The organism is Flavobacteriales bacterium (genome assembly GCA_013001705.1).
Lineage (GTDB): Bacteria > Bacteroidota > Bacteroidia > Flavobacteriales_D > JABDKJ01 > JABDLZ01.
Genome location: JABDLZ010000028.1, coordinates 1 through 26,804 on the forward strand (window position 1 = coordinate 1; position 26,804 = coordinate 26,804).

Genomic DNA, 26,804 nt, shown 5'->3' on the forward strand with positions numbered 1-26,804 from the left:
TCATCGGTGTGAAACGGACGCGCTTAGGGATTGTATCCTTCATGTTCGGTCTGGGCGGATTGAGTCTGGCCATATTGGGTACCTGGTATTTCATGATCGATGATTGGCCCACGATCATAGGAGGTAAACCGAATTTTGCGTACCACTACAATGTACCATCCTTCGTTCCCATCCTTTTCGAATTCACCGTATTCTGTGCGGCACATGGTATGGCGATCACCTATTTGATCAGGAACAGGACCCTGCCGGGAATGCCTCCTGTGAATCCGGATCCCCGTACTACAGATGATAAGTTCGTTCTGGAATTCGACACGGTGCAGAACCATGGTATGTCAGCTGATGATATCATCGCTGCTGTCAAAGACACCGGAGTGTATGAACTCAATGAAAAGAAGTACTGAATCATGATCCGAATCGAAAAGAACATGAGATGGATGGTCATTGCCTTTGCGGTGACGACTTTGATTTCCTGTAGCACGGATCCATTGAGCCCAGGTATCGAGTACATGCCGGATATGTACCGTTCGCCTGCTATAGAGGAGTATGTGGACTATGGAGAGATGCGAGATCGTATCCATCCGGATACTGCGGATAATCTAAGTGCTATGAAACCGGTCAAGGGAACCATCCCTTATGCTTTCTCTGAGGAAGGTGCGCAATATAATTTCCCGTATCCCTATGAGAATACGGTAGAAGATTATGAGAAGGCAGGAGCTGAGCTTGTCAATCCGGTCGAATTCACCGAAGAGGTTTACGTAAATGCCAAGGCCAACTACGATATCTTCTGTATCCATTGTCACGGAGAGAAAGGAGCTGGCAACGGCATACTTGTAGAACGTGGAAAATTTGCAGCTCCACCCGCCTATCAAGGTATCGAAGGTCTCACCCAAGGGAAAATGTTCCACACCCTGCATTATGGTAAGGGGAATATGGGTTCACACGCGGGGCAATTGAATCGCGAGGAGAGATGGGAACTAGTGCATTACGTGCAGACCTTGCGCGATGAGCAATATGACAACCCATTCCAGAGTACAGCCGCAGCTCAGACTGACTCGACTGCAGCGCAAGTAGAACCTGAAACCGAAGAAATCAACTGAGATGGATTATATAGTATCCAATAGGGCGCGGATCATCACCATCATCATGATGGTCGTTGGATTGATATCCTTGATCGCTGCGTATGTGGGAATAGATAGTCAGGATGATACGAACAGGTTCTGGGCCAATATGCTGGTCAATGGGCTATTCTTCACCTTCATCACGCTCGGGGCGCTGTTCTTCATCGCTCTGCAGTATGCCACAGAGGCTGCATGGAGCATGATGGTACGTAGGATCTATGAGTCTGTATTGGCCTTTCTTCCAGTAGGCATAATCGTGTTAGGTATTGTCTTTCTGATGGGCACCCTTCACCAACACCATATCTACCACTGGATGGATGCAAGTGCTACAACGAAATATGTCATGGCCGAAACACTAGGAAGTGCCCACCCGGTCTATGTCGATGAGTATGTCGAAGGCGCAGTCGAGAATGAACACTATGATCATCTGATCGCTGGAAAGACAGCTTATCTGAATACACCTTTCTTCTGGATCCGTACCCTGGTCTACTTTGCGACCTTCATGATCTTTGCGCGTTTCTTCCGCAAACAATCCTTGAGAGAAGATCAGGAAGGTGGAACGGGAATCCACATAAAGAATTATAAGAGAGGAGCACTGTTCCTCGTATTCTTTGCCGTGTTCTCCAGCACCTTGTCCTGGGATTGGATCATGAGTATCGATACCCACTGGTTCAGCACCATGTTCGGATGGTACACCTTCAGTGGGATGTGGGTCTCTGCAATGATCGTTAGTGTAATTCTCGTCCTTTATCTGAAAGGCAAGGGACTCTTGCCGATGGTCAACTCCAGCCACATCCATGATATGGGGAAATGGGTCTTCGCGATCAGCTTCCTCTGGACCTACCTATGGTTCTCTCAATTCATGCTGATCTGGTATTCGGATATTCCTGAAGAGGTCACCTATTTCCAGACACGATTCGAGAATTACGGTATTCCTATGTTCACCATGGTATTCGTCAATTTCCTGCTTCCAATGGTCATCCTCATGTCCAGAGATGCTAAGAGAAATGTGAAATTCCTGGTCACAGTAGGTACCATCATCTTCTTCGGACACTGGTTCGATACCTATCTGATGGTCATGCCTGGAGTTGCATTCGACCATTGGCACGGATTGGAGTGGACCGAGATAGGAATGATGATCGGCTTCTTAGGAGCGTTCATCTATCTGACACTTAACCGATTGAGTAAGGCCAAGTTGGTGCCGGAGCAAAGCCCGATGTTGGAAGAGAGTATCCAGCACCACATTTAATGATAGTATTCAAGATATACTGATGAAATTTCTGATCATACTCGTAGTCATCCTTGCTGTAGCAGCCATTGCACAGGCTGTAAGAGTGCATGAACTCGCTAAGAAGCTGAGCAATAAGAGAGAAGAGGATGTCAGTGTTGCGGATAATGACCTCAATGCCAATCTCTGGATCGTTTCCATGATCGCATTGATGGGCTCATTCTTCTATCTGATCTTCAGATATAAGGATGCCATGTTGCCGGAGGCAGCTTCGATTCATGGAGAGAGTATCGACCAACTCATGGACTTCAATCTATGGTTGGTCAGTATCGTCTTCGTGGTGATGAATGTTCTATTGATGGTCTTTGCATGGAAGTACCGATATAAGCTCGGTAAGAAGGCATTCTATTATCCACATAATGACCGTTTGGAGCTGATATGGACAGTGATTCCTGCTTTGACCATGGCCGTTATCATCATCTATGGATTGAACGTTTGGAACGATACCATGAGCAACGATGATGTGACCGATCAGACCATCAATATCGAGCTATACGCCAAACAGTTCGATTGGTCGGCACGATACGGTGGAGAAGATAACATCCTAGGTCCATCGTCTTTCAACTTCATCTCGGGGACCAATCCGCTCGGAGTAATCACCAAAGAGGTCTTTGAGGGTACCATGACAGAGATCGACACCCAGATCGCTACACTCAAGGCATCATTGGAGAACGATATTCTTTCTTATACAGCAGAAGAAGAGACCAGAGAGAAGATCGAACGATTGAAGCGACATAAGGTACGCGTACTGGGATATGACCAGAACAATCCGGAGTTTGAATTCTCCAAAGACGATATCGTTGCTGACAAAGGTGTATTCTATATACCTGTGAATCGAGAAGTGCTTTTCCACGTCAACAGTAGAGATGTCATCCACTCGGCATTCATGCCACATTTCCGTATGCAGATGAATGCAGTTCCGGGAATGACCACTACCTTTAGGATGACACCGACCATCACTACTGCAGAAATGAAGAAGAAGACCGGCAACGAGGACTTCGACTACATCTTGCTCTGCAACAAGATCTGCGGAGCAGCACACTACAATATGAAGATGACCGTCAAGGTCGTTGAAGAAGACGAATACACTGCGTGGCTTAACCAACAAAGCACCTTCGTACCACAAGAATCACCAGATACGGAGGGACTGGCGGAGAATTAAGTGAAAAGAAAATAGATCAACGAAATGGCTGCACACGCTGAACATCATCACGAAGAGAGCTTTATAAGCAAGTACATCTTTAGCCAAGATCATAAGATGATCTCTAAGCAGTTCTTGATTTCTGCAATATTCATCGCGATCATAGCCTACATGCTATCTGCATTCTTCCGAATGCAATTGGCCTGGCCTGGGGAGAGTTTTTCGTTCCTCAATGCATTCCTAGGCGAAAGATGGGCTCCAGATGGAGTCCTGGATACCAACGCCTATCTCGCATTGGTGACCATACATGGTACCCTCATGGTCTTCTTTGTCCTCACCGGAGGATTGAGTGGGACCTTTGCTAATCTTCTGATTCCGCTCCAATTGGGAGCTAGGGACATGGCCTCAGGCTTCCTGAACATGCTGTCCTATTGGTTCTTCTTCCTATCTACTGTTGTCATGCTCTCTTCTTTGTTCATAGAAGGAGGAGCTGCAAGTGGCGGTTGGACGGTATATCCTCCTTTGAGTGCTTTACCCCAGGCTATGCCAGGCTCAGGAATGGGTATGACCATGTGGTTGATCAGTATGGTCCTCTTCATCGTCTCATCCTTACTGGGTGGACTGAACTATATCGTTACCATCATCTCACTCCGGACCGAGGGAATGAAGATGACCCGAATGCCTCTGACCATCTGGGCCATTTTTGTAACTGCGATACTTGGAGTCCTTAGTTTCCCAGTCCTACTTTCTGCAGCCCTGCTTCTCGTTATGGACCGTACCATGGGCACCAGCTTCTATCTTTCTGATATCCACATTGCTGGAGAAGCACTTGATTACGTAGGAGGAAGTCCCATACTATATGAGCACTTGTTCTGGTTCTTAGGACACCCTGAGGTATATATCGTACTGCTACCAGCATTGGGTATCACTTCTGAAGTGATCTCTACCAATGCACGTAAACCTATATTCGGTTACAAGGCAATGATCGGCTCGATCATCGCCATCGGATTCCTCTCATTCATCGTATGGGGACACCACATGTACCTCACAGGGATGAATCCTTTCCTAGGCGCAGTATTCGTAGCAACTACCCTTTTGATCGCCATTCCATCGGCAGTCAAGGTGTTCAACTATGTCACTACCCTTTGGAAAGGGAACTTGATCTTTACACCCGGCATGCTCTACTCTATTGCCATGGTGTCCACCTTCATCACAGGAGGAGTCACGGGGATCATTCTGGCGGATGCGGCATTGGATATTCCAGTGCATGACACCTATTTCGTGGTGGCGCACTTCCACGTAGTGATGGGAGTATCTGCCATATTCGGGATGTTTGCCGGAGTGTATCATTGGTACCCCAAGATGTTCGGCCGAATGATGAATAAGAAACTGGGAATGGTACACTTCTGGACCACCTTCATAGCGGCATACGGAGTATTCCTTCCTATGCACTTCGTGGGCATGGCCGGATTGCCAAGACGATATTATGATTACACCAACTTCCCGATGTTCGATGGGGTAATGGACCTTCAAGTGGTCATTACTGTGTTTGCCATCATCGGTGGTGCAGCTCAGGTCTTCTTCGTCTACAATTTCTTCTATAGCATTTATAGAGGGCAGAAGGCCTCGGCCAATCCATGGAAGTCCAACACCTTGGAATGGACTACTCCTGTCGAACACATCCACGGTAACTGGCCTGGAGAGATTCCTACTGTTTACCGTTGGCCATACGACTACTCCAAGCCGGGTAAAGAACTGGATTATGTACCTCAGACCGTACCTCTGGAAGAAGGGGAAGAGGAGCATTGATCCTTTGAAGAATATGTGAAAAGAGCCCGTCACCCTAGTGATGGGCTTTCTTTTTCTATATCTATCTTAGCCTCTATTGCTTTCAGATGGAGGATTTCGATATACGACAAGAAGCGCAACGCACAGAGCTGGAGATAGAAGGTCACCTGAGACCACAATCCTTCGATGATTTTGCAGGTCAGCGAAGTGTACTTGAGAATCTAGAGGTGTTCGTTGCTGCTGCAAAGGGACGGGAAGAGTCCTTGGACCATGTGCTTCTACACGGACCTCCTGGTCTCGGGAAGACCACTTTGGCCAATATCATAGCCAATGAGCTTGGAGTGAACCTACGCACTACCTCAGGGCCCGTATTGGATAAACCGGGTGATCTGGCCGGTCTACTGACCAACTTGGAGACGCATGATGTGCTCTTCATCGATGAGATACACCGATTGAGTCCCGTGATAGAGGAGTACCTCTACTCGGCTATGGAAGATTACAGGATAGATCTGGTCATCGATGCCGGACCGAATGCGAGGACCGTACAGATCGCACTCAATCCATTCACACTCATCGGGGCTACCACACGCTCAGGATTGCTTACAGCGCCTCTGAGAGCAAGATTTGGGATCAACTCACGACTCTCTTATTATGATGTGGAGACCATGACCGGAATCGTAGAACGCTCGGCCGGTATTCTAGAAGTGCCCATCCAGCCCAAAGCGGCCTTTGAGATTGCCGGAAGGAGCAGAGGTACACCCCGTATCGCCAATGCGCTACTGCGTAGGGTTCGGGATTTTGCCCAAGTGAAAGGTAACGGCACCATCGATTTGGACATCACTCGAAGTGCGCTGAAGGCCCTGAATGTGGATGAGAACGGATTGGACGAGATGGATAACCGCATACTCTCTGTCCTCATAGATAATTTCAAAGGAGGTCCGGTGGGTCTCAATACGATCTCTACGGCTGTCGGTGAGGATTCCGGAACCTTGGAAGAGGTCTATGAGCCCTTTTTGATCATGGAGGGTTTTCTCGCGCGAACACCCCGAGGTAGGCAGGTGACAGAAAAGGCCTATCGCCATTTGGGCAGGACGATGGGCTCTGATGGATCCCTCTTCTGATCCACCGGCACGATCGATGAACGCTCCTGAACAGAATTCTCGCTTCATCAAGAAGGAAGCGGAGCGGTTGGGGTTCATGGCATGCGGAATTTCTGAAGCGACATTCCTTGAAGATGAAGCACCTCGATTGGAGCAATGGCTCAACGAGGGAAGACATGGCTCCATGCAGTATATGGAGAATCATTTCGACAAACGCCTCGATCCTAGGATACTGGTACCCGGAGCACGATCGGTGGTCTCGCTACTCTTCAATTACTACCAAGAGACACAGCAAAGAGAGAATGCGCCCAAAGTCTCCAAATATGCTTATGGCGAGGACTATCATTTCGTGGTCAAGGATAGGTTGAAAGAGCTCTTAGCAGGGATCAGGGAGGAGATAGGAGCAGTAGAAGGGAGGTGTTTTGTAGACAGCGCTCCGGTATTGGACAAAGCATGGGCCGCTCGATCTGGTTTGGGCTGGGTCGGGAAACACAGTAATCTGCTCTCCAAGCAAAAGGGCTCCTTCTTTTTCATTGCAGAATTGATCATCGACATGGACCTTGCGTACGATAGGCCCACCACAGATCATTGTGGGAATTGCACGGCCTGTATCGATGCCTGCCCGACAAATGCCATCATAGAGCCCTATGTAGTGGATGGGAGCAGATGCATCTCATATTTCACCATCGAATTGAAAGAGAGTATCCCCAGCGAATTCAAAGGTCAGATGGCGGATTGGGTATTTGGCTGTGATATATGCCAAGACGTATGCCCTTGGAATAGATTTTCAAAAAGGCACAATGAACCTCGATTCGAATTGAGAGAAGAGATCCGTTCGTGGAGCAGGTCGGATTGGGAAGAGATAACAGAAGATGTGTTCAAAGATGCCTTCAGGAAATCACCTATTAAAAGGACGGGATTTGAAGGAATCAAACGGAATCTGGCATTTCTTCAGACTCCTGATGAGGATCAAACGACTTGATTGAATGATTCTAGGATCACGTCCTTATACATGTGTCCATATGTGACGAGGCACCACGCTTGTAAAGCGAGTCGTTCTTCTTTGGTGACCCATTTGATGGCCTTGTGCAATTCTTTGCGAAATAACAGACGATCGAAACTTACTTTATCCAGTACTTTTTTACTCAGTTCCAGCATTTCCTTGTGTTTTCTAATGAGTAGACATCTCCCCCGAAGACGTTCCGTAAGTTAGTCAAAAACAGGTCTGAAGTCAACGATGTAGGTGAATGTTTTCCACCCCCTATTCTGTGACTTAACCACTAACGGAATAACGCAGGATAAATTGTATGGCTGTGCTGTACTGACCGCGGTTCAGACGGAAGGTGGAACTGCCGGTATGATCCCTGACTGCCAAGGTCGATTGATAGAGGCGTGTACCGAGCTCCCATCGCTCAGCAAAGGCATAGCGGATGCCAAGGATAAGGCCCAGATCATAGTCCTTGAATTCCCTACCCAATCCGAGCACGGTCCCATTCTCATCCTCCTCACGACTGCTGAGCAGGTACCCGGGAGCAAGGCCAAGCTCGAAACCGGTCGAGCCACTGAGATAACTCATCGTTAGCGGAACCTGAATGTAGTTCAGACGGAGCAGATAGCTATCGAAATCCCCTTCATCAGGCCGTGCATTCTTGCGACTTCCGAGCTGGTTGAAGATGATCTCCAGTCTGGGTCGCCATTGCGCATTGCGTTGCAATTCTGTTCCCAGGCCTAGGTTGAAGCCCAGTTGGTCAAAGCCATTCAAGCGATCACCGGAGATCTGTGAACTGGTGACTCCAGCTCCGAAATAGGCCTTAAAGAGCGGTCCCTCATTCACCTGTGCTGAAAGCGTGCTCCAGCAGAAACAAAGAACCCCGACCATTAAGGAAGGGGTTATGAATCTCTGTACGTGGTCCATAGAGGTCATTTCACCAATTCGAGGATCTTCTCATATAGTTCCTCTTCATCTCCCGGATTATATCCGATATGCTCATAGACGATCTTACCGTCACCATCTACCAAGAATGTATACGGTGGTGCGGCAACATTCATCGCTCCTCTGAAGTCCCCATTCTCGTCCAAGAATATCTCATATTCCCAGGCGCTTGCATTCACATAGGGCTTCACATTTCTAGAGGTACGCGTATCATCGATGGATACGGCAATCAATTTGACACCGGTCTCATCCACCCAATCCTCATAGACCTCAGCTATGTTATTGAGTTCACGTTTGCACGGGCTGCACCAGGTAGCCCAGAAATTGATGATGTATGGCTTACCATCGTTATCGAATTCAGAGGAATTGATCGTTGCCCCTTTCAGGTCTTTGAGCATGACCGAGGGAACTTCGCCTTTCTGAGCGGAGGAGATGAAAGGGAGGGCCATCAAAGCGAGTACTAGTACAAGTGTTCTCATCTTGTTCGTGGAGTTTGGTTGTGAGATTACAAAAAGCTTACCAAAAAAAATAGGGCTCCGAAGATTCGGAGCCCTATCATTCGATTTTATGACACTGCGTCCTCCTGTACGGATTACTTGGCCACAGTGACTTTGGTCGTAGCAATGGCTTCTCCAGCGATCACATTGACATAGTAAAGTCCGTTTTCAAGTCCCTTCACATCGATCTCGGTCAATGAAGCACCATTGATCGCTCCAAGGGTCTGAGTGTGGACCATTTGACCAAGGGAATTCATCACTTCGATTATGACGTTCTCTTGACCGGAATCCATGTTCAGTCTGACATTCAAGATGTCATTCGCAGGATTTGGACCGATGTTGATAGAAGAAGCGAGTTCATTCTCAGTGAGACCAACAGCTCCTGAAGAGAAATCCTTCATGGCTTGGACCTGATAATCATCCGAATCATCATGCATGGTATTCCCATCACTGTCTTTGAGAGTGTATCCTGCACTTCCGAGAAGTCCGTCTCCGTAGTAATCGGTGATGTGGAAGGTGAAGCAATCTACTCCTGTAAGGTCGACAACCTCAGTGTAAGTGGTGTTGTTGCCATACATATCCGGATCGGAGGGAGGAGGGAATGTGTTGGTACCGATATTATCCAGACCTACATTCGGATTACCACCCCAAGCGATGATTTCACCAGCTCCGTTTCTCATTTCCCAATAGACTTCGTCTCCGTAAGCGTCAGTTGTAATTGAGACTTCTACTGAAGCTCCTGATTCTGGGGCCGGGGCCACATTCACCCAGGTGTCATTGTCATAATCCACATCATCTGTAGCACCGTTGGGATTGTCTACACTGATATGGATGGTAGCTTCATTCCATAGATTACTGACCACATCGATAGGATCGAGCGCAATATCTTCAGAACCGAAAGTCGGGATGTTACCCGTCCAACTCATCATCATACTGGCTCCTCCACTGGCAGTGTAAGTGATGTCAGCTGAAGTCAATGCTTCATTTCCTCCATTGATCAAAGTGAAGACTGGAGATATGCTCTGAGTACCGGCACATAGAACAACAGGAAGACCACTTACATCACCGGCTGTAGCATTGTTAGCCACATCTACTACGATATCGACCGACTGGTCTTTTGCTGCTTGGTGGACGGTCTTGTCGGTATCATCCTGAACAAACGCCACTACTTCCAATTGATCGTAGTTGTAGATGTTCAATCCTCCGACAGCCATGGTCTCATTGATGATGTAAACATCACCCATCGCCATGTCATCCAAAGAAATACCGGCTGCACCTCCTAAGAATGCTTTCATCACGTGATTATACTCGGTCTCGCCATTGGTACCTCCTGGAGCATCTTCATAGGTGATGGTCTGCTCGGTGAGAGCGATACGTAGTTTCAAGTTCCCACTGAGAGCCATGTCCGCTGTGATGGTTCCAGAAACTTCTAGAATTCCATTGACTAGCTCCGCAGAGATATCCATAGTAAGAGGAGAGATCTCAGCATATGCAGCATCTATCTCATCTTGACTCAGGCAGGCTGGAGCACCAGGCCAGGCACCACAATCATTGGCCCACTCTTCACCATTTCCAACTGCAGTAGGTACACCATTGATACCGTAGTAGTTGATTCGTGCTGCCACGTCTTCAGTATTATCCAGATACATGGGGTCATATCCCGGCCACCAGGTCTGATACTTCATTACAACGACTTTGTCATTATTCGCTTCGAGCATGGCATCAAAAGCCGGGTTTTGAGCGGCACAAGGACCGCAAGAGGCTTGGGTGCCTTCTTCGATCATTAACATCTTGTTGCTCTGCGCAGAGACGCCTACACTTAGGGTGACTACAGCAACGAGGAGAGTAAAGATTCTATTCATTTGAATACTATTTTTTTTGAGAGCGATGAAAGTAGGTGATCCCTTGAAGTCGACCAAGCCTAGAGGCGATGAAACGGCCGTAGATCGGGCCTCAATACGACTGGACTATTGTATTCCTATTCAGTCCAATTCCAAGAATTGACTCTGGATGACTTCTTCGGACTGCCGATCGACCACAAAACCTAGCAAGGCCAGATTACTGACCTGATAGGTGCTGTCCAGTGCAGGATCGGGTAGTTGATAGCTGTGGTTGAGCTCGACCATTTGCTCTACAGCAAGCGTATCTGGAGAAATGGCCGTACCCCAGCTGCCATTGATATTGTCTGAGAGTACATTGTGATGTTCATAGTCCTCTATGGTCTGACTACCATCGGATTGGGGTGAGATGACCTTCTGCCGAAGAAGGTAGATGATATACCGATACTCACTGGGATCCAGACTCACTTCAGATTCGATAGCACTGTGTACGAACAGACCATGACTCTGCGGACAATGGAAGGCTTCCATCTGAATGCTCAACCGAGGTTCCAAGGCCAGAGCCTCATCGGTCTTGGTGGGCCATTGATCGGGAAGGAACCAGATACCTCCTGTAGGTCCGCCTCCGAGCCGATTGATGGTCCCAGCAGGATTCCCAAAGATCGGTGGGTCGATCTGGTCCACATAGTCATCTCCCGCTTGGGTAGTGAAATCGGTCGGGTATCCGGCTTGTACCTGTTGAAAACCATTCCCGGGTCCTGCATGCACACTGGCCACGTGGACCCTTCCGGGATAAGCATCTTCCAAGTCGCTCGCTACCTCCGCAGCTTCTGGACAGTTGGCACAGGTGTGTCCCGTGAAGTCCTCCAAAAGAACGTCCTGCTCAGGGTTGGAGACAGGTATGAATTCGGGAAATTGATATTCGCTCGGAATGACATCAGGGCAGAGTTCCCAATCGAGCACATCTCCACCTCCATCACCAGGTACTTCGAGTACCGGATCTTCTACCTCTTCACAAGAAGAAAGGGTCAAGAAGAGAGATGACAGAAGGGCGATGTATATGAAAAGATTCTTTTGCATCTACTAGAAGCTAGAGGTTATACCCAAGGTGAATCCATTGGATGCGGGAACGAAGCGACACACACCACCTACACAGAAGAAACCTGCTCGCTGGCGACCATATTGCATAGAGAAGCGATGCGGTCCTTTGGCATAGGTCACATTACCTAGCGCATAATGGAATCTGCGGTCAGGCTCTGAGTTTCCGTAATTGTACTGGTCCAGTATAGTGAATGACCAATGTGGACTGGCGGTGAATTCCACTTGAGCAAATGCCCAGTCACCCTGATCCTGCTCGGTCCAGAGTCCCTGAGTTTCTATCCGAATGGCGTGCTTCTTATCTATCTTGAAGGTGAAATCTGCAATGGCAATATGCGCATCGATCAGTTCGTGTTTCACAGCTACCAGGAGCGCCCGGTCCTCGAAGGTCAGATTCATGTACATGAGCTTTCCTTTGACCTTTTTACTCAGCTTCTTCTCCAAGGTGATATTGGCATCCCGCACCAATATGCTATCGGTCATGGCAAATAATCGCGTAGTGTAGCCCTGACGATCTCCTTCCGCATCATCTAAGAATTCCCGTTTTGGGGCGTAGGCCGTAGCAAAGCCGAGTGTGACCTTCATGCCATATTTCCCACCGAGAGCAGAATTGCGTTTGAATTTGTAGATAAGGTCCGCATTGAAGGCGACTTCACCGAATAGATTGGTGGCATAGGGATAAAGGGTAGAGGCCAGATTGTAGGTGTGCTGCTTGGTGATGGCAGGGATGAATCCTATGAAAAGGGCTGTTGGAGAGACACTTTGATTGGTCGACCTCCACAGCATATTATCCATGTGTCGAGCAGACAGGTCCAAGGCAAAACCCTTGGTGCTATAACCAAAATTCAAAAGCAAAGCCTCTCCATCCTTGTATGAGTAGTGGAAAGGGTCATAGAAATCACCGGAAGTAGGATAGGGGTCGTTCTGCTTGCGTGTGTACTCTGCATAGGCCCTGAAATCCTTGTAGCCCAAGTCGATACGGGAGCCGAATCCCGCCACATTCTGAGGCAGGTCATAGGTGCTGGTGGGATTGTCATCGTTGAATTTGCTCACAAAGCTTCCACCCCATCGCATGTAGAGTTCTGAACTATCCACTTGTATGGAGCCTACCAATCGGTTGAGGTCCACTTCAGCATCGAATCCTCGCACCACCCCATCGCTATTGATCAGGCCGTCATCGAATCGGAATCTCTGCTTGCCGACAAGGCCTTTCAGATTGATCCCTTCCACCGGTTCATAAGCGATGCGTACTCCATCGAAGGCATTGTCCAATCCAAGGAATCTTTCTTCGAAGGTCCTCAGTAGGATACCGCTGCCGAATTGCTCGTAGAAATTCCCTGCCGTCACTTGCAGGCCTTCCTTCTGCCAACCTATGTAGCGATAGCCGACCCCACTTCCATCGAATTCTACCGGGTATCCGAGCAAGGGGTCCAAATAGGATTCATATCTCAATCCAGCGCTGAAACCGCCATTGGTATAGTTGAGTAGCGCATAGCTGTTCAGTCCGATCACCCCACGTGGCACCTGTGCATTGATGTCCTCATCTTCGAAGTAATACTGTCCCGTGAGGTCGAGAAGGCCGGTCAAAGAACCTCCATTCTGAGCCATGAGCTGCAGACCCGATACGGTGAAGCACAAGTAAATAAGGACTACGCGAGCGATCATGGTCATCATGGTTCGGCAGGAAGGGTAGAAGATTCGAATGGCGAATATAGGGGAGAGGGCACTAGCACATACATTGGATATTGAGCTCTATTACTTGCATCCTCTTGAATCTGAGTTTGTGGTCAAATCATTCAGGCACAGGAGTTTGAGATAGTGGAATATGGTATTCCCAAGCCATTCTATAGTCGAGATATTGACTGAAATGCAATTCACTCCCCTGCACACGAATGGTTAATTTTACAGTCTCAATTTTCAGCCCAACTCATGCCTATGCGTACATTCTTACTCACGGTCTTCCTTGCAAGCCTTTCGGTAGCCACTGCACAACTCAGGATTTCCGACCCAGGTTCGACCGAGGACCTTTCGGGTACGGTCTATGTCGTGGGTCAAGAACCGCAAAGTGTAGAACATGAGCATCCATTCGAGGTGGTCAATGAATCGGACCTGACACTCAATGTAGGATGTAGAAGGATCGAACTCGATGTGGTGCCCGATCAAGGCATGGAGAGTACACTCTGCTGGGTCATCTGCCCAGCCTATGTGCCTGTAGGCTCGCAGACGGTCAGAGTTTCTGATTTCACTTCCATGATGGATCCCGGAGAAGTTGATGAATCCTTTGTCATGCACTTGCGGACCTATGGTTATGACGCATGCTCCTCGTACAGGATCGAATGGTTCGATGCAGATAACGATAACATTGTCTTCGCATCGATCGATCTCGTCTTCGATCATAGCTCAGCTTCTTGCGCAACGGGTGTGGACGATCTGGATATCAGCTCGATACTCAATCTTCAGCCCAATCCAGCAGATGATGCGGTGCGCTTGAACCTGGACCGATTGGATACTCCACTCAATATCCAGGTATTCGATATTCTCGGCCAAGAAGTCTGGACCAGTAGGATGGCCATGGGTCAAGAATGGTTGGAGATCCCTACAGCAGCTTGGAATAGCGGGATCTATTTCGTGACCTTCTCTGCGGGAGACCGTGCGATCCACTCTGAAAAGCTGGTGGTCAGGCACTGATCAGACCAACTCAGAAAGCATTCGAGCCACCAAGGTCATCCCTTCGGTGGCTTTTTTGTTGATGACCTGGATTCCTTGGGATTCAAAAGCCTTCATCCCCGTGTCAGGGTCGACCAGTATGATCGGGCAGTCGCTCCTCCGGTAGTGGATCAGACCAGCAGCCGGGTAAACATTCAATGAAGTCCCTACGACCAACATCACATCGGCTGATTCGACCCATCGAGCAGCCCTCTCGATCATAGGAACCGGCTCACCGAACCATACGATATGGGGCCTGAGTGGATGACCTAGGTCACAGCGATCACTTCGGGTGAGTTGACTATACCCGAAATCTCTGATGTCCTCCTCACATACAGAACAGCGTACTTGAGTCAATTGTCCATGGAGGTGCAGTACTTCAGATGATCCTGCACGTTCATGCAGGTCATCTACATTCTGGGTGATGACTCGTACGTCCCATGACTCTTGGAGTTCGGCCAGCTGGCGATGGGCCTCATTGGGTTTGGCTTCGGCCAGCTGGGATCTTCTAAGGTTATAGAATCTATTCACCAGATCCCGGTCTTTTTCCCAGGCTTCCGGGGTGGCTACATCTTCTATGCGATGTTCTTCCCAGAGACCATCGCTATCGCGGAAAGTACGCAGTCCACTCTCAGCACTTATACCTGCACCTGTGAGTGCGATCAGTCTTCTTTTATTCATCGCCAAAAGATAACATTCGAACGTTCAGGACTTCTCATACCATCTAGCCTAAGGAGGCTGTTAAAAGTTCTACTTTTACACGCTTCTAACTACCCGAAAAGACTGCCGGTCACAATGATCTCATTCATCAAAGGAAGACTCGTAGAGAAAAGCCCCGATACGGCCATCATCGATTGCAATGGTGTAGGCTATGAGGTGCGCATTTCGGCCTTGACCTTCGAGTCCTTGAAGGATGAGTCCTGTACCCTGCTGGTGCACTATGCAGTAACAGTGGATGTAAGGTCTGGAGCGAGCAATCATCAGCTCTTCGGATTCTTAAGTCGCTCAGAACGGGATATCTTCCGCCAACTCATCTCTGTTTCAGGAGTGAGCACCTCCATCGCATTGAGTGTCATGTCCAATTTATCTGTGGATCAGTTGCAGCGTGCCATCCTCGATCGGGACGATAAGATCTTCAAATCCGTCAAGGGGATAGGTCCCAAACTAGCGCAACGGATCGTGATGGAACTTTCTGAAAAGATCAGCCTACCCGAGATCAGCGCTGAGAATTCTGTCCCATCAGGCAATATGGCCAAACAGGAAGCGTTAGCAGCACTGTGTGCCCTTGGTTTCGATAGAGTCCGAGCGGACAGAACGTTGAACGCGATTTTAAAGGAAGCAGACGATGAGTTAGGGGTTGAACAACTCATCAAGAAAAGTCTTCAGACACTCTGAACGGTATTTCCATTGAGCAGACCCTCCTCCAAATTGAACAGTCATTTCATGGTTGGTGCCATCGCACTCACCGTGGCGATGTATGCTTCCAATGCGGATCGATGGGCACCCGCGAATGATCGCACACGTGCTATTCAGAACCTTTCGGCAGATGAGGCGCTGCCAGTAGATAGTCCAGAGATAGACCTTCCCTATCCCATCCAGGATTCATATAACCCCTTCGGAACAGGAGGCGGATTGATCGATCTACAGGACCCACCCAATATCGAGTCAGGTGCAGAGTATGATCCAGGTTCGGGCAATTACTACCTCTATCAGAATATCGGTGACATACCTTTCAGGAATCCCAGCGCGATGAGCGAACAGGAGTTCTTGAACTACAGTTTCGAGGATGCATTGCAGGAGAACTGGACCGAGATGGTCACCGAGCAGAATGAATCCGAGCAGGAAGAGAATTCGGATTTCGGGGTCTTGGCTCCATCGCTGAAGATCGAGAGTGAGGTATTCGATCGGATATTTGGAGGAAATACCATCGATATACGTCCTCAGGGTACGGCCGAACTCTCCTTTGGGATCAATCGTTCCAAGACCGACAACCCCCGGATTCCAGAACGCCAGCGTAGCATCACCACCTTTGATTTCGACCAGCAGATCCAATTGAATCTACTGGGTAGTATCGGAGATAAGATGAACCTCAATTTCAATTACAATACGGAGGCTTCATTTGATTTCGAGAATAAGATCAAGCTGCAGTATGAGGGTAAGGAAGATGAGATCATCCAGCTCTTGGAGGCGGGCGATGTGACCATGCCCTTGTCCGGTTCATTGATCACGGGGAGTCAGACGCTGTTCGGAATCAAGTCCAAACTGCGATTCGGTAGGCTTACAGCTACTACCATATTCTCCCAAGAACGTGGTCAACGGAAAGAGATCAACGTCTCAGGAGGTGCCCAGACCCAGGATTTCGATATAGAAGTAGATGATTACGAGGCCAATCGACACTATTTCCTTTCGCATTATTTCGAGGAGCGCTACAATCAATCCATGCGTAGTCTACCCGTGGTCAATTCCCAGACCTATATCACTCGGGTAGAAGTGTGGATCACCAACAATAGGGCAGCATTCGAGGAGAATAGGAATATCGTAGCATTCTCCGACTTGGGAGAAGATGCATCGGTGCTTCCTCCGGATCCCGAGTCGGACATCACTCCTTCAGATGTACCTGGAGGGTTCTTTGTCCCATTGGATGGACCGGGGGTCTTCCCGAGCAATGCGCAGAACAATATCTACTCGGTGGCCAATAGTATTCCCGAAGTCAGGGGATTCACCAATGTCACGGGTAACCTCTCCGCCATAGGACAAGTTCCCAGTCGTCATTTCGAGGAAGTGGAGAGTGCCCGGAAACTGAGCCCCAATGAGTACACCTTCAATCCTCAACTCGGTTTCATCTCGCTCAATCAATCCTTGAACAACGATGAGGTGCTGGCGGTGGCCTATCAATACACCATCAATGGTCAGACCTTCCAAGTAGGTGACTTCTCTACCGATGGAGTCGACCCGCCCAATGCGCTTTTCTTGAAGATGCTCAAGTCCACCATCACCAATCCACGTCTGCCGATATGGGACTTGATGATGAAGAATGTCTACTCCATCGGAGCCTTTCAGGTCAATCGGGAGAATTTCAGATTGGATGTATGGTACAATGACCCACTGGAAGGGTACGATGTTCCTTTCATTCCACAAGAAGAGGTGGAAGGTATCCCATTGATCCAGCTGGTGGGAATGGACCGTATCGATCAGAATACCAATCCCTTTCCCGATGGTGTATTCGATTATGTGGATAATGCCGCCACGCAAGGAGGTACCATCAATGCGCGTAACGGGCGGATATTCTTCAGTACCACAAGACCTTTTGGGGATTTCCTCTATGACAAACTACTGGAGGAAGGCGTGGATGCCAATGTGGCGGAGACCATTTCCTATGTCGAATTGTATGATTCTACCCAGACTGCTGCCCGACAGATTCCAGAGAAGAACCGCTTCAGCCTCAAGGGTACCTATCAATCGGCTTCGAGTGATGAGATCTCACTCAATGCGATCAATGTCCCACAAGGTTCCGTTCAGGTCACTGCGGGTGGGGTGCAGTTGATCGAGAACGTGGATTACACCGTGGATTACAACCTCGGTCGCGTGAAGATCCTCAACAGTGGACTGCTCGAGTCGCAGACTCCAATCAAGATCTCGCTTGAAAGTAATTCCCTATTCAGCATACAGACCAAGACCTTGCTCGGTGCACGTTTCGATTATGAGATGAACAATGATCTGATACTCGGTGCCACGGTCATGAATCTGACCGAGCGACCGATCACGCAGAAGATCAATTTCGGAGAAGAGCCTATCAGCAATACCATTTGGGGACTGGATGCGAACTATCAGACCGAATCGGATTTCGTGACCAAATTGGTGGACAAACTCCCGTTCTATGGTACCAAGGAGACGTCCAATCTGTCCATGTCGGGTGAATTCGCCCACTTGATTCCGGGTCATTCCAAGGCGATCACCAAGGAAGGAGTCTCCTATATCGATGATTTCGAAGGGAGTCAGTCCACGATAGACTTGAGGAACATCAGCCAGTGGCGATTGGCGAGCACACCCCAATTGATACCTGGAGCTTCTCTGGTCAATGACCTGAGCTATGGTTTCCGAAGGGCACATCTGAGCTGGTATGTCATCGACCCGCTATTCTTTCGGGACAACAACCTCACTCCTGATAACATCACCAATGAGATGCAATCCGATCACCGGATGCGTGAGGTGCTGGAGAGAGAGGTCTTCCCCAATAGAGAACTGCCACCGGGTACCCCGACCAACATCCCGACCCTCGATCTGACCTATTACCCCAATGAGAGAGGGCCGTATAATTTCAATGCGGATGAACTCTATGTAGAGGATGGAGTCGTCAAGCTGGAGAATCCGGCAGACAACTGGGCAGGTATCATGAGAAGCCTGACCACGACCGATTTCGAACAATCCAACATCGAATTCATCCAATTCTGGTTGATGGACCCCTTCAACGATGATTCGGACAATACCACAGGAGGGGATGTCTATTTCAACCTGGGGAACATCTCAGAAGACATCTTACGCGATAGCCGTAAGTCCTTTGAGAATGGACTACCTACAGGTCCAGATGACCTAGCGGCCAGTGTCGACACCACCGAGTGGGCGATCGTCCCCAATACCCAGGCCATCGTCAACGCCTTTGATAATACCACCGACTCCAATTCAGAACAGGACTTGGGCTATGACGGGATGGATGATCAGACCGAGTCCGTGCTGCGGGCCGCATTCGTCAGCTCCTTGCCAGCGGAGGTACAGAATGCCATACAGGATGACCCGGCCAATGACAACTACAGATACTTCAGGGGAGTGGACACCGATGGCCTGAATATCATCGAGCGATATAAGCGATTCAATCAAACCGAAGGAAATTCGATCACCTCTGCTGATTCTCCCAATGACTTCCCATCCCAGGCCACCACGCTCCCTACCAATGAGGATGTCAACCTGGATCAGAACCTAAGTAAGTCAGAAGGGTACTTCCAGTACAAGGTGCATCTGGAACCCGGAATGGACATCGGAGGGTACATCACCGATAAGTTCGAGACCTTTGCCAGCACCCAGACGGGCAGCCGACCAGTGACCTGGTATCAGTTCAAAATCCCCATCCAAGACCTCACCGTGCCTGGAGCAAGTAGGGTCGGGGATATCCAAGACTTCAGGAGTATCCGATTCTTCCGGATGTTCACGACTGGCTGGACAGAACAGGTGACGCTGAGATTTGCCCGATTGGAGCTCATACGAGGGGAGTGGAGAAGATATACTCAGGATCTCGGCCTACCGGGAGAGGGACCTATCGGTGAAGTAGGGAACACGCTGTTCAACATCTCTGCCGTGAACATCGAGGAGAACGGGAATCGCGACCCTATCAATTATGTATTGCCACCGGGCATACAACGTGAGGTCAATACCGCCACGGCCAACCTGGCCAATCTCAACGAACAGAGTCTGGCACTTGAGGTCTGCAATCTCTCGGATGGGGATGCCCGTGCTGCATTCAGGAATGTCAATGTGGATATGCGATCCTACCGCAAGCTGAAGATGTTCATCCATGCGGAGACCGATGATGAATTCCAAGACCTGAAATACGGAGATATCACCGTCTTCGTGCGCTTGGGTTCTGACTTCGATCAGAATTTCTATGAGTATGAGATCCCGGTCTATCCTACCGAATGGTTTGCTGCATTGGATGATGAGATATGGCCTGAGCGGAACGATATGGAGATCGAGTTCGAAAAGCTCCGTGATGCGAAAGCTACACGTAACAGTATCGGTCAAGCGATCAACATTCCTTACGTGGTCAATGATGCCGATCGTAGGATCACGGTTGTGGGTAATCCGGTACTGAGTGCAGTCAAGACCATCATGATAGGGATACGGAACCCGAAGAGTGATGAGAACATCTGGACCACCGATCTTGGATTTGACAAGTGTGCTGAAGTCTGGGTGAACGAGCTGAGACTGGCCGATTTCGATCAGCGTGGAGGCTGGGCCGCCATCGCCCGTATGAATACTCAGCTGGCCGATCTGGGTAACCTCTCTGTGGCAGGTAATTACAGTACTCCCGGCTTTGGAAGTATTGAGAAGAAAGTGAGTGAACGCCAACGGGAGACCATCCGGGGAGTGGATGCTTCCAGCAATATCGAACTGGGCAAATTCCTTCCGGAGGAAAGCGGGGTCAAGGTGCCGATGTATGTCGGATTCTCTGAGACCATCTCCGATCCACAATTCGACCCGCTATCCCCTGACCTGGAGACCAGCGACATCGCTCCCAACAGTGAAGACCCCAAAGCCTATAAACGCAGGCGAAGGACCTATACCCGAAGGCGGAGTATCAACTTCACCAACGTCAGAAAAGAACGGTCTAAGGATGCACAGGGCTCACCCACTCCATTCGACATATCCAACTTCACCTTTTCATACAGCTATAACGAATTCAGGAGCTACGATATCAATACGCGCTTCAATAACAACAAGACCTACAACGGAGGGTTGAGCTATAACTATCAGCCCAAACCGCTCAAAGTGGAACCCTTTGCCAATATCGGTTTCATCAAGAAATCCAAGTGGCTCAAACTGCTCAAGGAGTTCAACTTCAATCTGGGACCCCGCCAATTCTCCTTCCGCACGGATGTGAATCGGACCTACAGCGAGTATCAATCACGCAACAACAATCAGTTCTTCGATTTCACTCCACCGGCACAGTACACCAAGACCTTCAACTGGCAACGGGTATATGACCTGAAGTACGATATCACCAAGTCGCTCAAACTCAACTTCACAGCCAACAATGCGGCCATCATCGGAGAACCCATCGGACGGGTAGATAGGGATGATCGAGATGAGTATGAAGTGTTTAAGGACAGTGTTTGGACCAGTATCAAGAACTTCGGTGAGACCACAGATTACAATCACAATTTCAATGTAACCTACCGACTGCCCTTGGATAAATTCCCACTCACAGATTGGATCACTGTGAATACAGGATACAACGGGACCTACAACTGGCAGAGGGCACCGTTCTCCCAAGATACCCTCGGAAATACCATTCAGAATTCGAGGAACATGAATGTCAATGGTCAGATAAACATGACCAACCTCTATAACAAGGTGCCTTTCCTCAAAGAGGCCAATCGGAACTCCTCTCGCTCCAGAGGACGGAACAATAGGAATCAAAAGGAAGAGGATAAGAAGGACGAGAAAGGAGACAAGGGCGATAAAGACGAAAAGGATAAGAAGAAGGACAAGCGGGATGATGGTTCATTCAATATCCTGAAAGAGACAGCGAAATTCCTGATGATGTTGAAGAACATCTCCGTGACCTATAATCAGACCGAAGGGACCTTGCTTCCCGGCTATGCACAGAATACCAATGTGCTGGGCTTCGATAATCAGTTCCAAGGTCCAGGGGCTGGATTCATTGTCGGATTCCAGGATAGGGATTACCCCTTTGAAGCGGCACGGAGAGGCTATCTTGTAGAGAACCCCTATATCAATAGACCCTATACCACCACCTATTCGGCCAACTTGAATATCCGGGCCAATATAGAACCGATCAAGAGCTTCCGCATCGAGTTGACGGCCACCAGCACCGAGTCACAGAATACCAACGGTTTCTTCAGATACAATGAGGACATCGCAGATTATGTCAATGACAATCCATTGGAGACCGGTTCCTACAGCGCATCCATCATCACTTGGGGATCGGCCTTTGCGCAGGATGATGAACAGACCAATGCCTCTGAGGTATTCCAGACCTTCTTGGATAATAGAAGGGTGATCTCACAGCGCATAGCTGCAGACAATCCCTTCTCGACCGTAACGGACAATGGCTACTATTCCGGATACGACAGCACCAGTCAGGATGTGGTCATACCGGCCTTCTTGGCAGCTTATACCGATAAGGATCCTTCCAAGGTGAAACTGGATCCCCTATCGGTGATACCTATGCCTAACTGGCGCATCACGTATGACGGCTTGTCCAAGAACAAGAAGTTGAAGAAGATCTTCCGCTCGGTCACGCTGAGCCATTCCTACCGATCCACCTATTCGGTAGGCACATATACCACCAACCTGTTCTATGAGGAGATAGAAGGCATTCCATCAGCCACCGACCAGAGTGGGAATTATATCCCTCAACTACAGGTAGGGAGTATCAGCATTTCGGAGCAGCTGAGCCCACTGATCAATATCGACATGACCTGGCAGAACAGCCTTATCACGCGATTTGAGATCAGGAAGAACAGGACCTTGAGTTTCACATTGAGCAACTATCAGCTGACAGAGAACCGGAGCAGCGAGCTCATCATCGGAGCAGGATATCGATTCACCGATGTGAAGTTCCCATTCAAACTGGGTCAGGCAAAGAATCCGACCAGCGATATGAACGTACGAGCTGACCTGTCGATCAGGGATAATATCACCTTGACCCGGTCCATGAACGAACGGACCAATCTACCTACATCAGGGCAGAGGATCTTCTCTCTGAAGACCTCGGCCGACTACACCTTAAATAGGAATCTGACCTTGAGGGCATTCTACGATCATCAGATCAATGACCCCAAAGTCTCTATTTCTTTCCGTACATCGAACATCAATGCGGGAATTGCTCTTAGATTCACGCTCGCACAATGAATCATACCTGATATGGACACACCAAAAGATCTGCGCTATACCAAGGACCACGAATGGGTCAAGAAAGAAGGCGATGATACCGTTCTGGTCGGTATCACGGATTTTGCCCAAGGAGAACTCGGAGATATCGTCTTCATAGAGATAGAGACCGAAGGTGAAGAACTGGATGCAGAAGAAGTTTTCGGCACGGTTGAGGCCGTGAAGACCGTTTCAGACCTCTTCATGCCACTGAGTGGTGAGGTGGTAGAAGTGAATGAAGAACTGGCTGATTCTCCAGATGTGGTCAATAGCGACCCTTACGGCAAAGGGTGGATGATCAAGATCAAGATGAGCGACCCGGGTCAATTCGATGCGCTCATGACTGCTGAGGATTATGCTGAGATGGTGGACTGAACCACCGCGGATCGCAGTTCTCACCCTTGGATGGGCAGCGATCATCTTGTTTCTCAGCGCCTTACCGGGGCGGGACCTACCTCAGGTCGATCTGCTCCATGCAGATAAACTGGCCCATCTACTGGTCTATCTCATTCTCCAAGTACTCATTGCCCTTTGGCTGGTACATGTCTGTGCTGACACTGCCATCCTGACCTCGGTCGTATTGGCAACCCTATATGGTATAGCGATGGAAGCTATGCAGCATCTGTTTTTTGAAGAACGATTCTTCGATTGGTATGATGCTCTGGCCAACTTCTTGGGCGCCTTGCTTGGAATTGTGATTTTTAAGCTGATACGTTGAACGGATCGCTCCCTCAGGTGTACAATAATCTGAAAATGGAGCTGTTTCAGTTCTAGAAGTGTATTTTTAACGCTGTTAAATTCCTGATCGATGGAACCGAAAAAGACAGAAGAAGCGAATCTTGAGACGCGCAAATCGGCATTAATGACCCTAGGTCTGGTCGCTGGTCTGGCATTCACCTTGGTCTCCTTCCAATGGAGATGGTATGATGTACAGGTCACAGGATTAGGCGAATACATGGGCGACAATCTGGAAGATGAGATCGTTCCAGTGAGTATCCAACAACCACCACCCCCACCTCCACCCCCACAGCAAGAACAAGTGGTCATGGAGATCATCGAAGATGAATCCGAAGAAGAAGAGACAGTAGATGTCTCGGACAGTGAAGTGGATGAAGAGACCGAAGTGGAGTTCATCGAAGAGGAAGAAGAAGAAGTTGTAGAAGATGAGATCTTCACCATTGTAGAGACCATGCCTTCATTCCCCGGTGGAGAGAAGGCGATGTTCGAATACCTGAGTAAGAATACCCGTTACCCCACACTTGCCAAAGAGAGTGGAATCCAAGGAATGGTGGTACTCACCTTCGTGGTAGAGAAGAACGGAAACATCTCCGATGTGAAAGTGCTACGCGGTATTGGAGGAGGTTGTGATGAAGAAGCGATACGAGTTGTAAAGAGCATGCCTAATTGGTCTCCTGGTAAACAACGAGGAAAACCGGTCAAGGTGCAGTACAATCTGCCCTATCGATTTATCCTGCAATAGCATTTGACAAGATATTCTGACAAGGACCGACCTTCATTTTGGAGGTCGGTTTTTTATTGCCGCCAGGCTTCTTGTAGAGATATGATATTGCTATATATTTGCACTCCTTCAAATCGGGCGCTTAGCTCAGTTGGTTCAGAGCACCTCGTTTACACCGAGGGGGTCGGGGGTTCGAATCCCTCAGCGCCCACACCGATAAAGACCCTGTAACGCAGGGTTTTTTATCTTCAAATAGAGATTGAGGCATTAGCTCAGTTGGTTCAGAGCACTACCTTGACAGGGTAGGGGTCACTGGTTCGAATCCAGTATGCCTCACACGGCCTAAGTGCATACCGCACCTTTCGAGCGCATGTGGTGAAATTGGTAGACACGCTGTCTTCAGGTGGCAGTGCCGCAAGGTGTGGAGGTTCGAGTCCTCTCATGCGCACAGAATTTTTAGAATCCGACATGCGTATGTCGGATTCTTTTTTTGACCCATCCGTATCTGCCCTAGTTCGCATCCTTCCCATCCACACATGATTCTCTATGTTTGATCGATGGATTGGAAGCAAAGGGCCCGTTCGTATCTGCGGTATCGCAAGGCAAGCGTCAATCGTCATGGGGTACACTCTCCCTTTCTCTTCGACTTGATCGAAAAAGTCTTCAAAGGCCCGTCCACAGGAATTTCAGAGATCGAAGAAGTGCGGAAGGGATTTCTCAATGACGACTCCCCCATCGATTTCGAGGAGCACGGAGCCGGTTCTTCATTCAAGCAAAGGAAGAGCACCGCTACAGCAGCCTCTATTGCCTCTAGAAGCCTATCCACCCCGGCCCAATGTATGTTCCTTCATCGCTTGTGTGCTCATCGATCAGCGAAACACATTCTGGAATTGGGCACGAGTCTCGGAGTGTCTACGGCCTATCTTGCATCTGCAGGAGCTGAGGTCCATACCATAGAGGCCAGCGCTGCGGTCCATCACATGGCGCAATCACGCTTTGGACCGCGATTCCCCTCGATTCAATGGCATTTGGGCCCTTTTGATGAGCAACTCCCGAAGGTCCTTCAGGAATCTGATCCCTTCGATGTCGTATATGTAGATGGGAATCATCGAGAAGCATCTACAGTGCAATATGTGGAGGCGATCATTCCACATCTAAGTGAAGATGCAGTGATGATCCTGGATGATATCCATTGGTCTGAAGGGATGGAGCGTGCATGGGATACGGTACGCGACCATCGGGAAGTGACCTTGTCGGTGGACGTATTCTGGTGTGGCATGCTCTTCTTCAAGAAGGGGCTTTCGGGTGAGCATTTCACCATTCGTTATTGACCAGTACCGCTGGACAATTCGACTGCTGAACATCCCGTCAAGACATATCTTCGCGCAAGATGGAAGAGATCATCAAGGTAAGTGATGTGTTCAAGATCTATCAGGTCGGTACGCAGGAGGTGAGAGCACTCAATGGGCTGTCTCTCAGCATAGCTCAGAACGAATATGTAGCCCTGATGGGACCCTCGGGAAGCGGAAAATCCACCTTGATGAACATCTTGGGAGCCTTGGATACCCCGACCTCAGGAAACTATTGGCTCAATGGAACAGATGTGAGTCGTCTGAGGGACGATGCGCTAGCAGGTATTCGCAACAAGGAGATCGGATTCGTATTCCAGACCTTTAATCTACTGCCGAGATATACCGCTTTAGAGAATGTGGCCATGCCTTTGATCTACGCTGAAATGCCCAAGAGTGAACGAATAGACCGTGCCTCAGAGGTCTTGACCATGGTCGGCCTAGGTGACCGGATGGACCATCGTCCCAACGAACTTTCCGGTGGGCAGCGACAGCGTGTAGCTGTCGCCCGAGCACTTGTAAACAAGCCCTCGATCATCCTGGCGGATGAACCCACCGGGAATCTGGATACCAAGACCTCCTATGAGATCATGGCCCTATTTGATGACATTCATAAGAACGGGAATACCGTCATACTCGTCACCCACGAAGAAGATATCTCCCGTCATGCACACCGTATCGTCCGACTCCGCGATGGAGTCGTAGAGACCGATGAGGTCAATGCAGACAGAATCACTTTCTCCACATGAAGATCTATACCAAATCAGGAGACCAGGGTAAGACCTCCTTGGTCGGAGGCACCCGCGTTTCCAAGACCCATAT

Annotated in this window: 23 protein-coding genes and 3 tRNA genes; 19 read left to right on the forward strand and 7 right to left on the reverse strand. The window is 49.1% G+C overall.

The window, feature by feature from the left end:
• The 7 genes from HKN79_00730 to queG form a co-directional block, all read left to right on the forward strand.
• Nucleotides 1-401, forward strand: a 401-nt coding sequence (locus tag HKN79_00730) for a DUF3341 domain-containing protein (GenBank protein ID NNC82077.1), incomplete at its 5' end; no start/stop codon positions are given.
• Nucleotides 402-404: 3 nt separating this feature from the next.
• Complete coding sequence (locus HKN79_00735) at nt 405-1,097, forward strand: cytochrome c (protein ID NNC82078.1); 693 nt, start codon at nt 405-407, stop codon at nt 1,095-1,097.
• Nucleotides 1,098-1,146: 49 nt separating this feature from the next.
• Nucleotides 1,147-2,367 (forward strand): quinol:cytochrome C oxidoreductase, encoded by a 1,221-nt coding sequence (locus HKN79_00740; GenBank protein NNC82079.1) that lies wholly within the window; start codon nt 1,147-1,149, stop codon nt 2,365-2,367.
• A 22-nt stretch (nt 2,368-2,389) separates the two neighbouring features.
• Nucleotides 2,390-3,568, forward strand: coding sequence for a cytochrome c oxidase subunit II (locus HKN79_00745; GenBank protein NNC82080.1), 1,179 nt, complete (start codon nt 2,390-2,392; stop codon nt 3,566-3,568).
• Between the two features lie 24 nt (nt 3,569-3,592).
• Nucleotides 3,593-5,356 carry a cytochrome c oxidase subunit I gene (locus HKN79_00750; protein ID NNC82081.1) on the forward strand — a complete coding sequence of 588 codons (1,764 nt, stop codon included), beginning with the start codon at nt 3,593-3,595 and terminating at the stop codon, nt 5,354-5,356.
• Between the two features lie 86 nt (nt 5,357-5,442).
• Nucleotides 5,443-6,456 (forward strand): Holliday junction branch migration DNA helicase RuvB, encoded by a 1,014-nt coding sequence (gene ruvB, locus HKN79_00755; protein ID NNC82082.1) that lies wholly within the window; start codon nt 5,443-5,445, stop codon nt 6,454-6,456.
• Between the two features lie 16 nt (nt 6,457-6,472).
• Nucleotides 6,473-7,417, forward strand: coding sequence for a tRNA epoxyqueuosine(34) reductase QueG (gene queG / locus HKN79_00760; protein ID NNC82083.1), 945 nt, complete (start codon nt 6,473-6,475; stop codon nt 7,415-7,417).
• Here queG and HKN79_00765 read toward each other — a convergent pair.
• From HKN79_00765 to HKN79_00790, 6 genes are all read right to left on the reverse strand, one after another.
• Entirely contained in the window at nt 7,405-7,593 is a 189-nt protein-coding gene (locus HKN79_00765) for a hypothetical protein (GenBank protein NNC82084.1), read from the reverse strand. The two genes, queG and HKN79_00765, sit on opposite strands and share 13 nt — an antisense overlap.
• 115 nt (nt 7,594-7,708) lie before the next feature.
• A complete protein-coding gene (locus tag HKN79_00770) occupies nt 7,709-8,314 on the reverse strand; it encodes a PorT family protein (protein NNC82085.1) in 606 nt (201 codons plus the stop codon).
• A 41-nt stretch (nt 8,315-8,355) separates the two neighbouring features.
• Complete coding sequence (locus HKN79_00775) at nt 8,356-8,847, reverse strand: TlpA family protein disulfide reductase (GenBank protein NNC82086.1); 492 nt, start codon at nt 8,845-8,847, stop codon at nt 8,356-8,358.
• Nucleotides 8,848-8,960: 113 nt separating this feature from the next.
• On the reverse strand, nt 8,961-10,727 hold the full coding sequence (locus HKN79_00780; protein NNC82087.1) for an Omp28-related outer membrane protein: 1,767 nt from the start codon (nt 10,725-10,727) through the stop codon (nt 8,961-8,963).
• A 120-nt stretch (nt 10,728-10,847) separates the two neighbouring features.
• Nucleotides 10,848-11,783 carry an Omp28-related outer membrane protein gene (locus HKN79_00785; GenBank protein ID NNC82088.1) on the reverse strand — a complete coding sequence of 312 codons (936 nt, stop codon included), beginning with the start codon at nt 11,781-11,783 and terminating at the stop codon, nt 10,848-10,850.
• 3 nt (nt 11,784-11,786) lie between these two features.
• The gene (locus HKN79_00790) at nt 11,787-13,466 is read right to left on the reverse strand and encodes a hypothetical protein (GenBank protein NNC82089.1); all 1,680 of its coding nucleotides are present in this window, start codon (nt 13,464-13,466) and stop codon (nt 11,787-11,789) included.
• A gap of 270 nt (nt 13,467-13,736) precedes the next feature.
• On the opposite strand from HKN79_00790, the gene HKN79_00795 reads away from it, so the two are divergent.
• A complete protein-coding gene (locus tag HKN79_00795; GenBank protein NNC82090.1) occupies nt 13,737-14,489 on the forward strand; it encodes a T9SS type A sorting domain-containing protein in 753 nt (250 codons plus the stop codon).
• Here HKN79_00795 and HKN79_00800 read toward each other — a convergent pair whose 3' ends face one another.
• Nucleotides 14,490-15,188 (reverse strand): NAD-dependent deacylase, encoded by a 699-nt coding sequence (locus tag HKN79_00800; protein ID NNC82091.1) that lies wholly within the window; start codon nt 15,186-15,188, stop codon nt 14,490-14,492. It lies immediately after the preceding gene.
• A gap of 114 nt (nt 15,189-15,302) precedes the next feature.
• Between HKN79_00800 and ruvA the strand changes: the two genes are divergently transcribed.
• The 11 genes from ruvA to HKN79_00855 form a co-directional block, all read left to right on the forward strand.
• Nucleotides 15,303-15,902, forward strand: coding sequence for a Holliday junction branch migration protein RuvA (ruvA, locus tag HKN79_00805; protein ID NNC82092.1), 600 nt, complete (start codon nt 15,303-15,305; stop codon nt 15,900-15,902).
• Nucleotides 15,903-15,950: 48 nt separating this feature from the next.
• Nucleotides 15,951-23,156, forward strand: a complete 7,206-nt coding sequence (sprA, locus tag HKN79_00810) for a cell surface protein SprA (GenBank protein NNC82093.1) — start codon at nt 15,951-15,953, stop codon at nt 23,154-23,156.
• A gap of 12 nt (nt 23,157-23,168) precedes the next feature.
• On the forward strand, nt 23,169-23,549 hold the full coding sequence (gene gcvH, locus HKN79_00815) for a glycine cleavage system protein GcvH (protein ID NNC82094.1): 381 nt from the start codon (nt 23,169-23,171) through the stop codon (nt 23,547-23,549).
• Nucleotides 23,530-23,892, forward strand: coding sequence for a VanZ family protein (vanZ, locus tag HKN79_00820; GenBank protein ID NNC82095.1), 363 nt, complete (start codon nt 23,530-23,532; stop codon nt 23,890-23,892). Before gcvH ends, vanZ begins: the two co-directional genes overlap by 20 nt.
• Before the next feature lie 90 nt (nt 23,893-23,982).
• Entirely contained in the window at nt 23,983-24,654 is a 672-nt protein-coding gene (locus tag HKN79_00825) for an energy transducer TonB (GenBank protein ID NNC82096.1), read from the forward strand.
• A 115-nt stretch (nt 24,655-24,769) separates the two neighbouring features.
• Nucleotides 24,770-24,844: transfer RNA gene (locus HKN79_00830), tRNA-Val, on the forward strand.
• 50 nt (nt 24,845-24,894) lie between these two features.
• Nucleotides 24,895-24,969 (forward strand) — tRNA-Val (locus HKN79_00835).
• 30 nt (nt 24,970-24,999) lie between these two features.
• Nucleotides 25,000-25,081, forward strand: a tRNA-Leu gene (locus HKN79_00840).
• Between the two features lie 109 nt (nt 25,082-25,190).
• Entirely contained in the window at nt 25,191-25,964 is a 774-nt protein-coding gene (locus tag HKN79_00845) for a class I SAM-dependent methyltransferase (protein ID NNC82097.1), read from the forward strand.
• A gap of 59 nt (nt 25,965-26,023) precedes the next feature.
• Entirely contained in the window at nt 26,024-26,731 is a 708-nt protein-coding gene (locus tag HKN79_00850; GenBank protein ID NNC82098.1) for an ABC transporter ATP-binding protein, read from the forward strand.
• Nucleotides 26,728-26,804: ATP:cob(I)alamin adenosyltransferase (locus HKN79_00855; protein ID NNC82099.1), on the forward strand; the 77-nt coding region annotated here is incomplete at its 3' end. The genes HKN79_00850 and HKN79_00855, both read left to right, overlap by 4 nt.

Excerpts from the sequence above, each read along its gene's own strand:
- HKN79_00735 (NNC82078.1), top strand. The coding sequence starts at position 405 with ATGATCCGAATCGAAAAGAACATGAGATGGATGGTCATTGCCTTTGCG.
- HKN79_00740 (NNC82079.1), top strand. The coding sequence starts at position 1,147 with ATGGTCGTTGGATTGATATCCTTGATCGCTGCGTATGTGGGAATAGAT.
- HKN79_00745 (NNC82080.1), top strand. The coding sequence starts at position 2,390 with ATGAAATTTCTGATCATACTCGTAGTCATCCTTGCTGTAGCAGCCATT.
- HKN79_00750 (NNC82081.1), top strand. The coding sequence starts at position 3,593 with ATGGCTGCACACGCTGAACATCATCACGAAGAGAGCTTTATAAGCAAG.
- ruvB (NNC82082.1), top strand. The coding sequence starts at position 5,443 with ATGGAGGATTTCGATATACGACAAGAAGCGCAACGCACAGAGCTGGAG.
- queG (NNC82083.1), top strand. The coding sequence starts at position 6,473 with ATGAACGCTCCTGAACAGAATTCTCGCTTCATCAAGAAGGAAGCGGAG.
- HKN79_00765 (NNC82084.1), bottom strand. The coding sequence starts at position 7,593 with ATGCTGGAACTGAGTAAAAAAGTACTGGATAAAGTAAGTTTCGATCGT.
- HKN79_00770 (NNC82085.1), bottom strand. The coding sequence starts at position 8,314 with ATGGTCGGGGTTCTTTGTTTCTGCTGGAGCACGCTTTCAGCACAGGTG.
- HKN79_00775 (NNC82086.1), bottom strand. The coding sequence starts at position 8,847 with ATGAGAACACTTGTACTAGTACTCGCTTTGATGGCCCTCCCTTTCATC.
- HKN79_00780 (NNC82087.1), bottom strand. The coding sequence starts at position 10,727 with ATGAATAGAATCTTTACTCTCCTCGTTGCTGTAGTCACCCTAAGTGTA.
- HKN79_00785 (NNC82088.1), bottom strand. The coding sequence starts at position 11,783 with ATGCAAAAGAATCTTTTCATATACATCGCCCTTCTGTCATCTCTCTTC.
- HKN79_00790 (NNC82089.1), bottom strand. The coding sequence starts at position 13,466 with ATGATCGCTCGCGTAGTCCTTATTTACTTGTGCTTCACCGTATCGGGT.
- HKN79_00795 (NNC82090.1), top strand. The coding sequence starts at position 13,737 with ATGCGTACATTCTTACTCACGGTCTTCCTTGCAAGCCTTTCGGTAGCC.
- HKN79_00800 (NNC82091.1), bottom strand. The coding sequence starts at position 15,188 with ATGAATAAAAGAAGACTGATCGCACTCACAGGTGCAGGTATAAGTGCT.
- ruvA (NNC82092.1), top strand. The coding sequence starts at position 15,303 with ATGATCTCATTCATCAAAGGAAGACTCGTAGAGAAAAGCCCCGATACG.
- sprA (NNC82093.1), top strand. The coding sequence starts at position 15,951 with ATGGTTGGTGCCATCGCACTCACCGTGGCGATGTATGCTTCCAATGCG.
- gcvH (NNC82094.1), top strand. The coding sequence starts at position 23,169 with ATGGACACACCAAAAGATCTGCGCTATACCAAGGACCACGAATGGGTC.
- vanZ (NNC82095.1), top strand. The coding sequence starts at position 23,530 with ATGCTGAGATGGTGGACTGAACCACCGCGGATCGCAGTTCTCACCCTT.
- HKN79_00825 (NNC82096.1), top strand. The coding sequence starts at position 23,983 with ATGGAACCGAAAAAGACAGAAGAAGCGAATCTTGAGACGCGCAAATCG.
- HKN79_00845 (NNC82097.1), top strand. The coding sequence starts at position 25,191 with ATGGATTGGAAGCAAAGGGCCCGTTCGTATCTGCGGTATCGCAAGGCA.
- HKN79_00850 (NNC82098.1), top strand. The coding sequence starts at position 26,024 with ATGGAAGAGATCATCAAGGTAAGTGATGTGTTCAAGATCTATCAGGTC.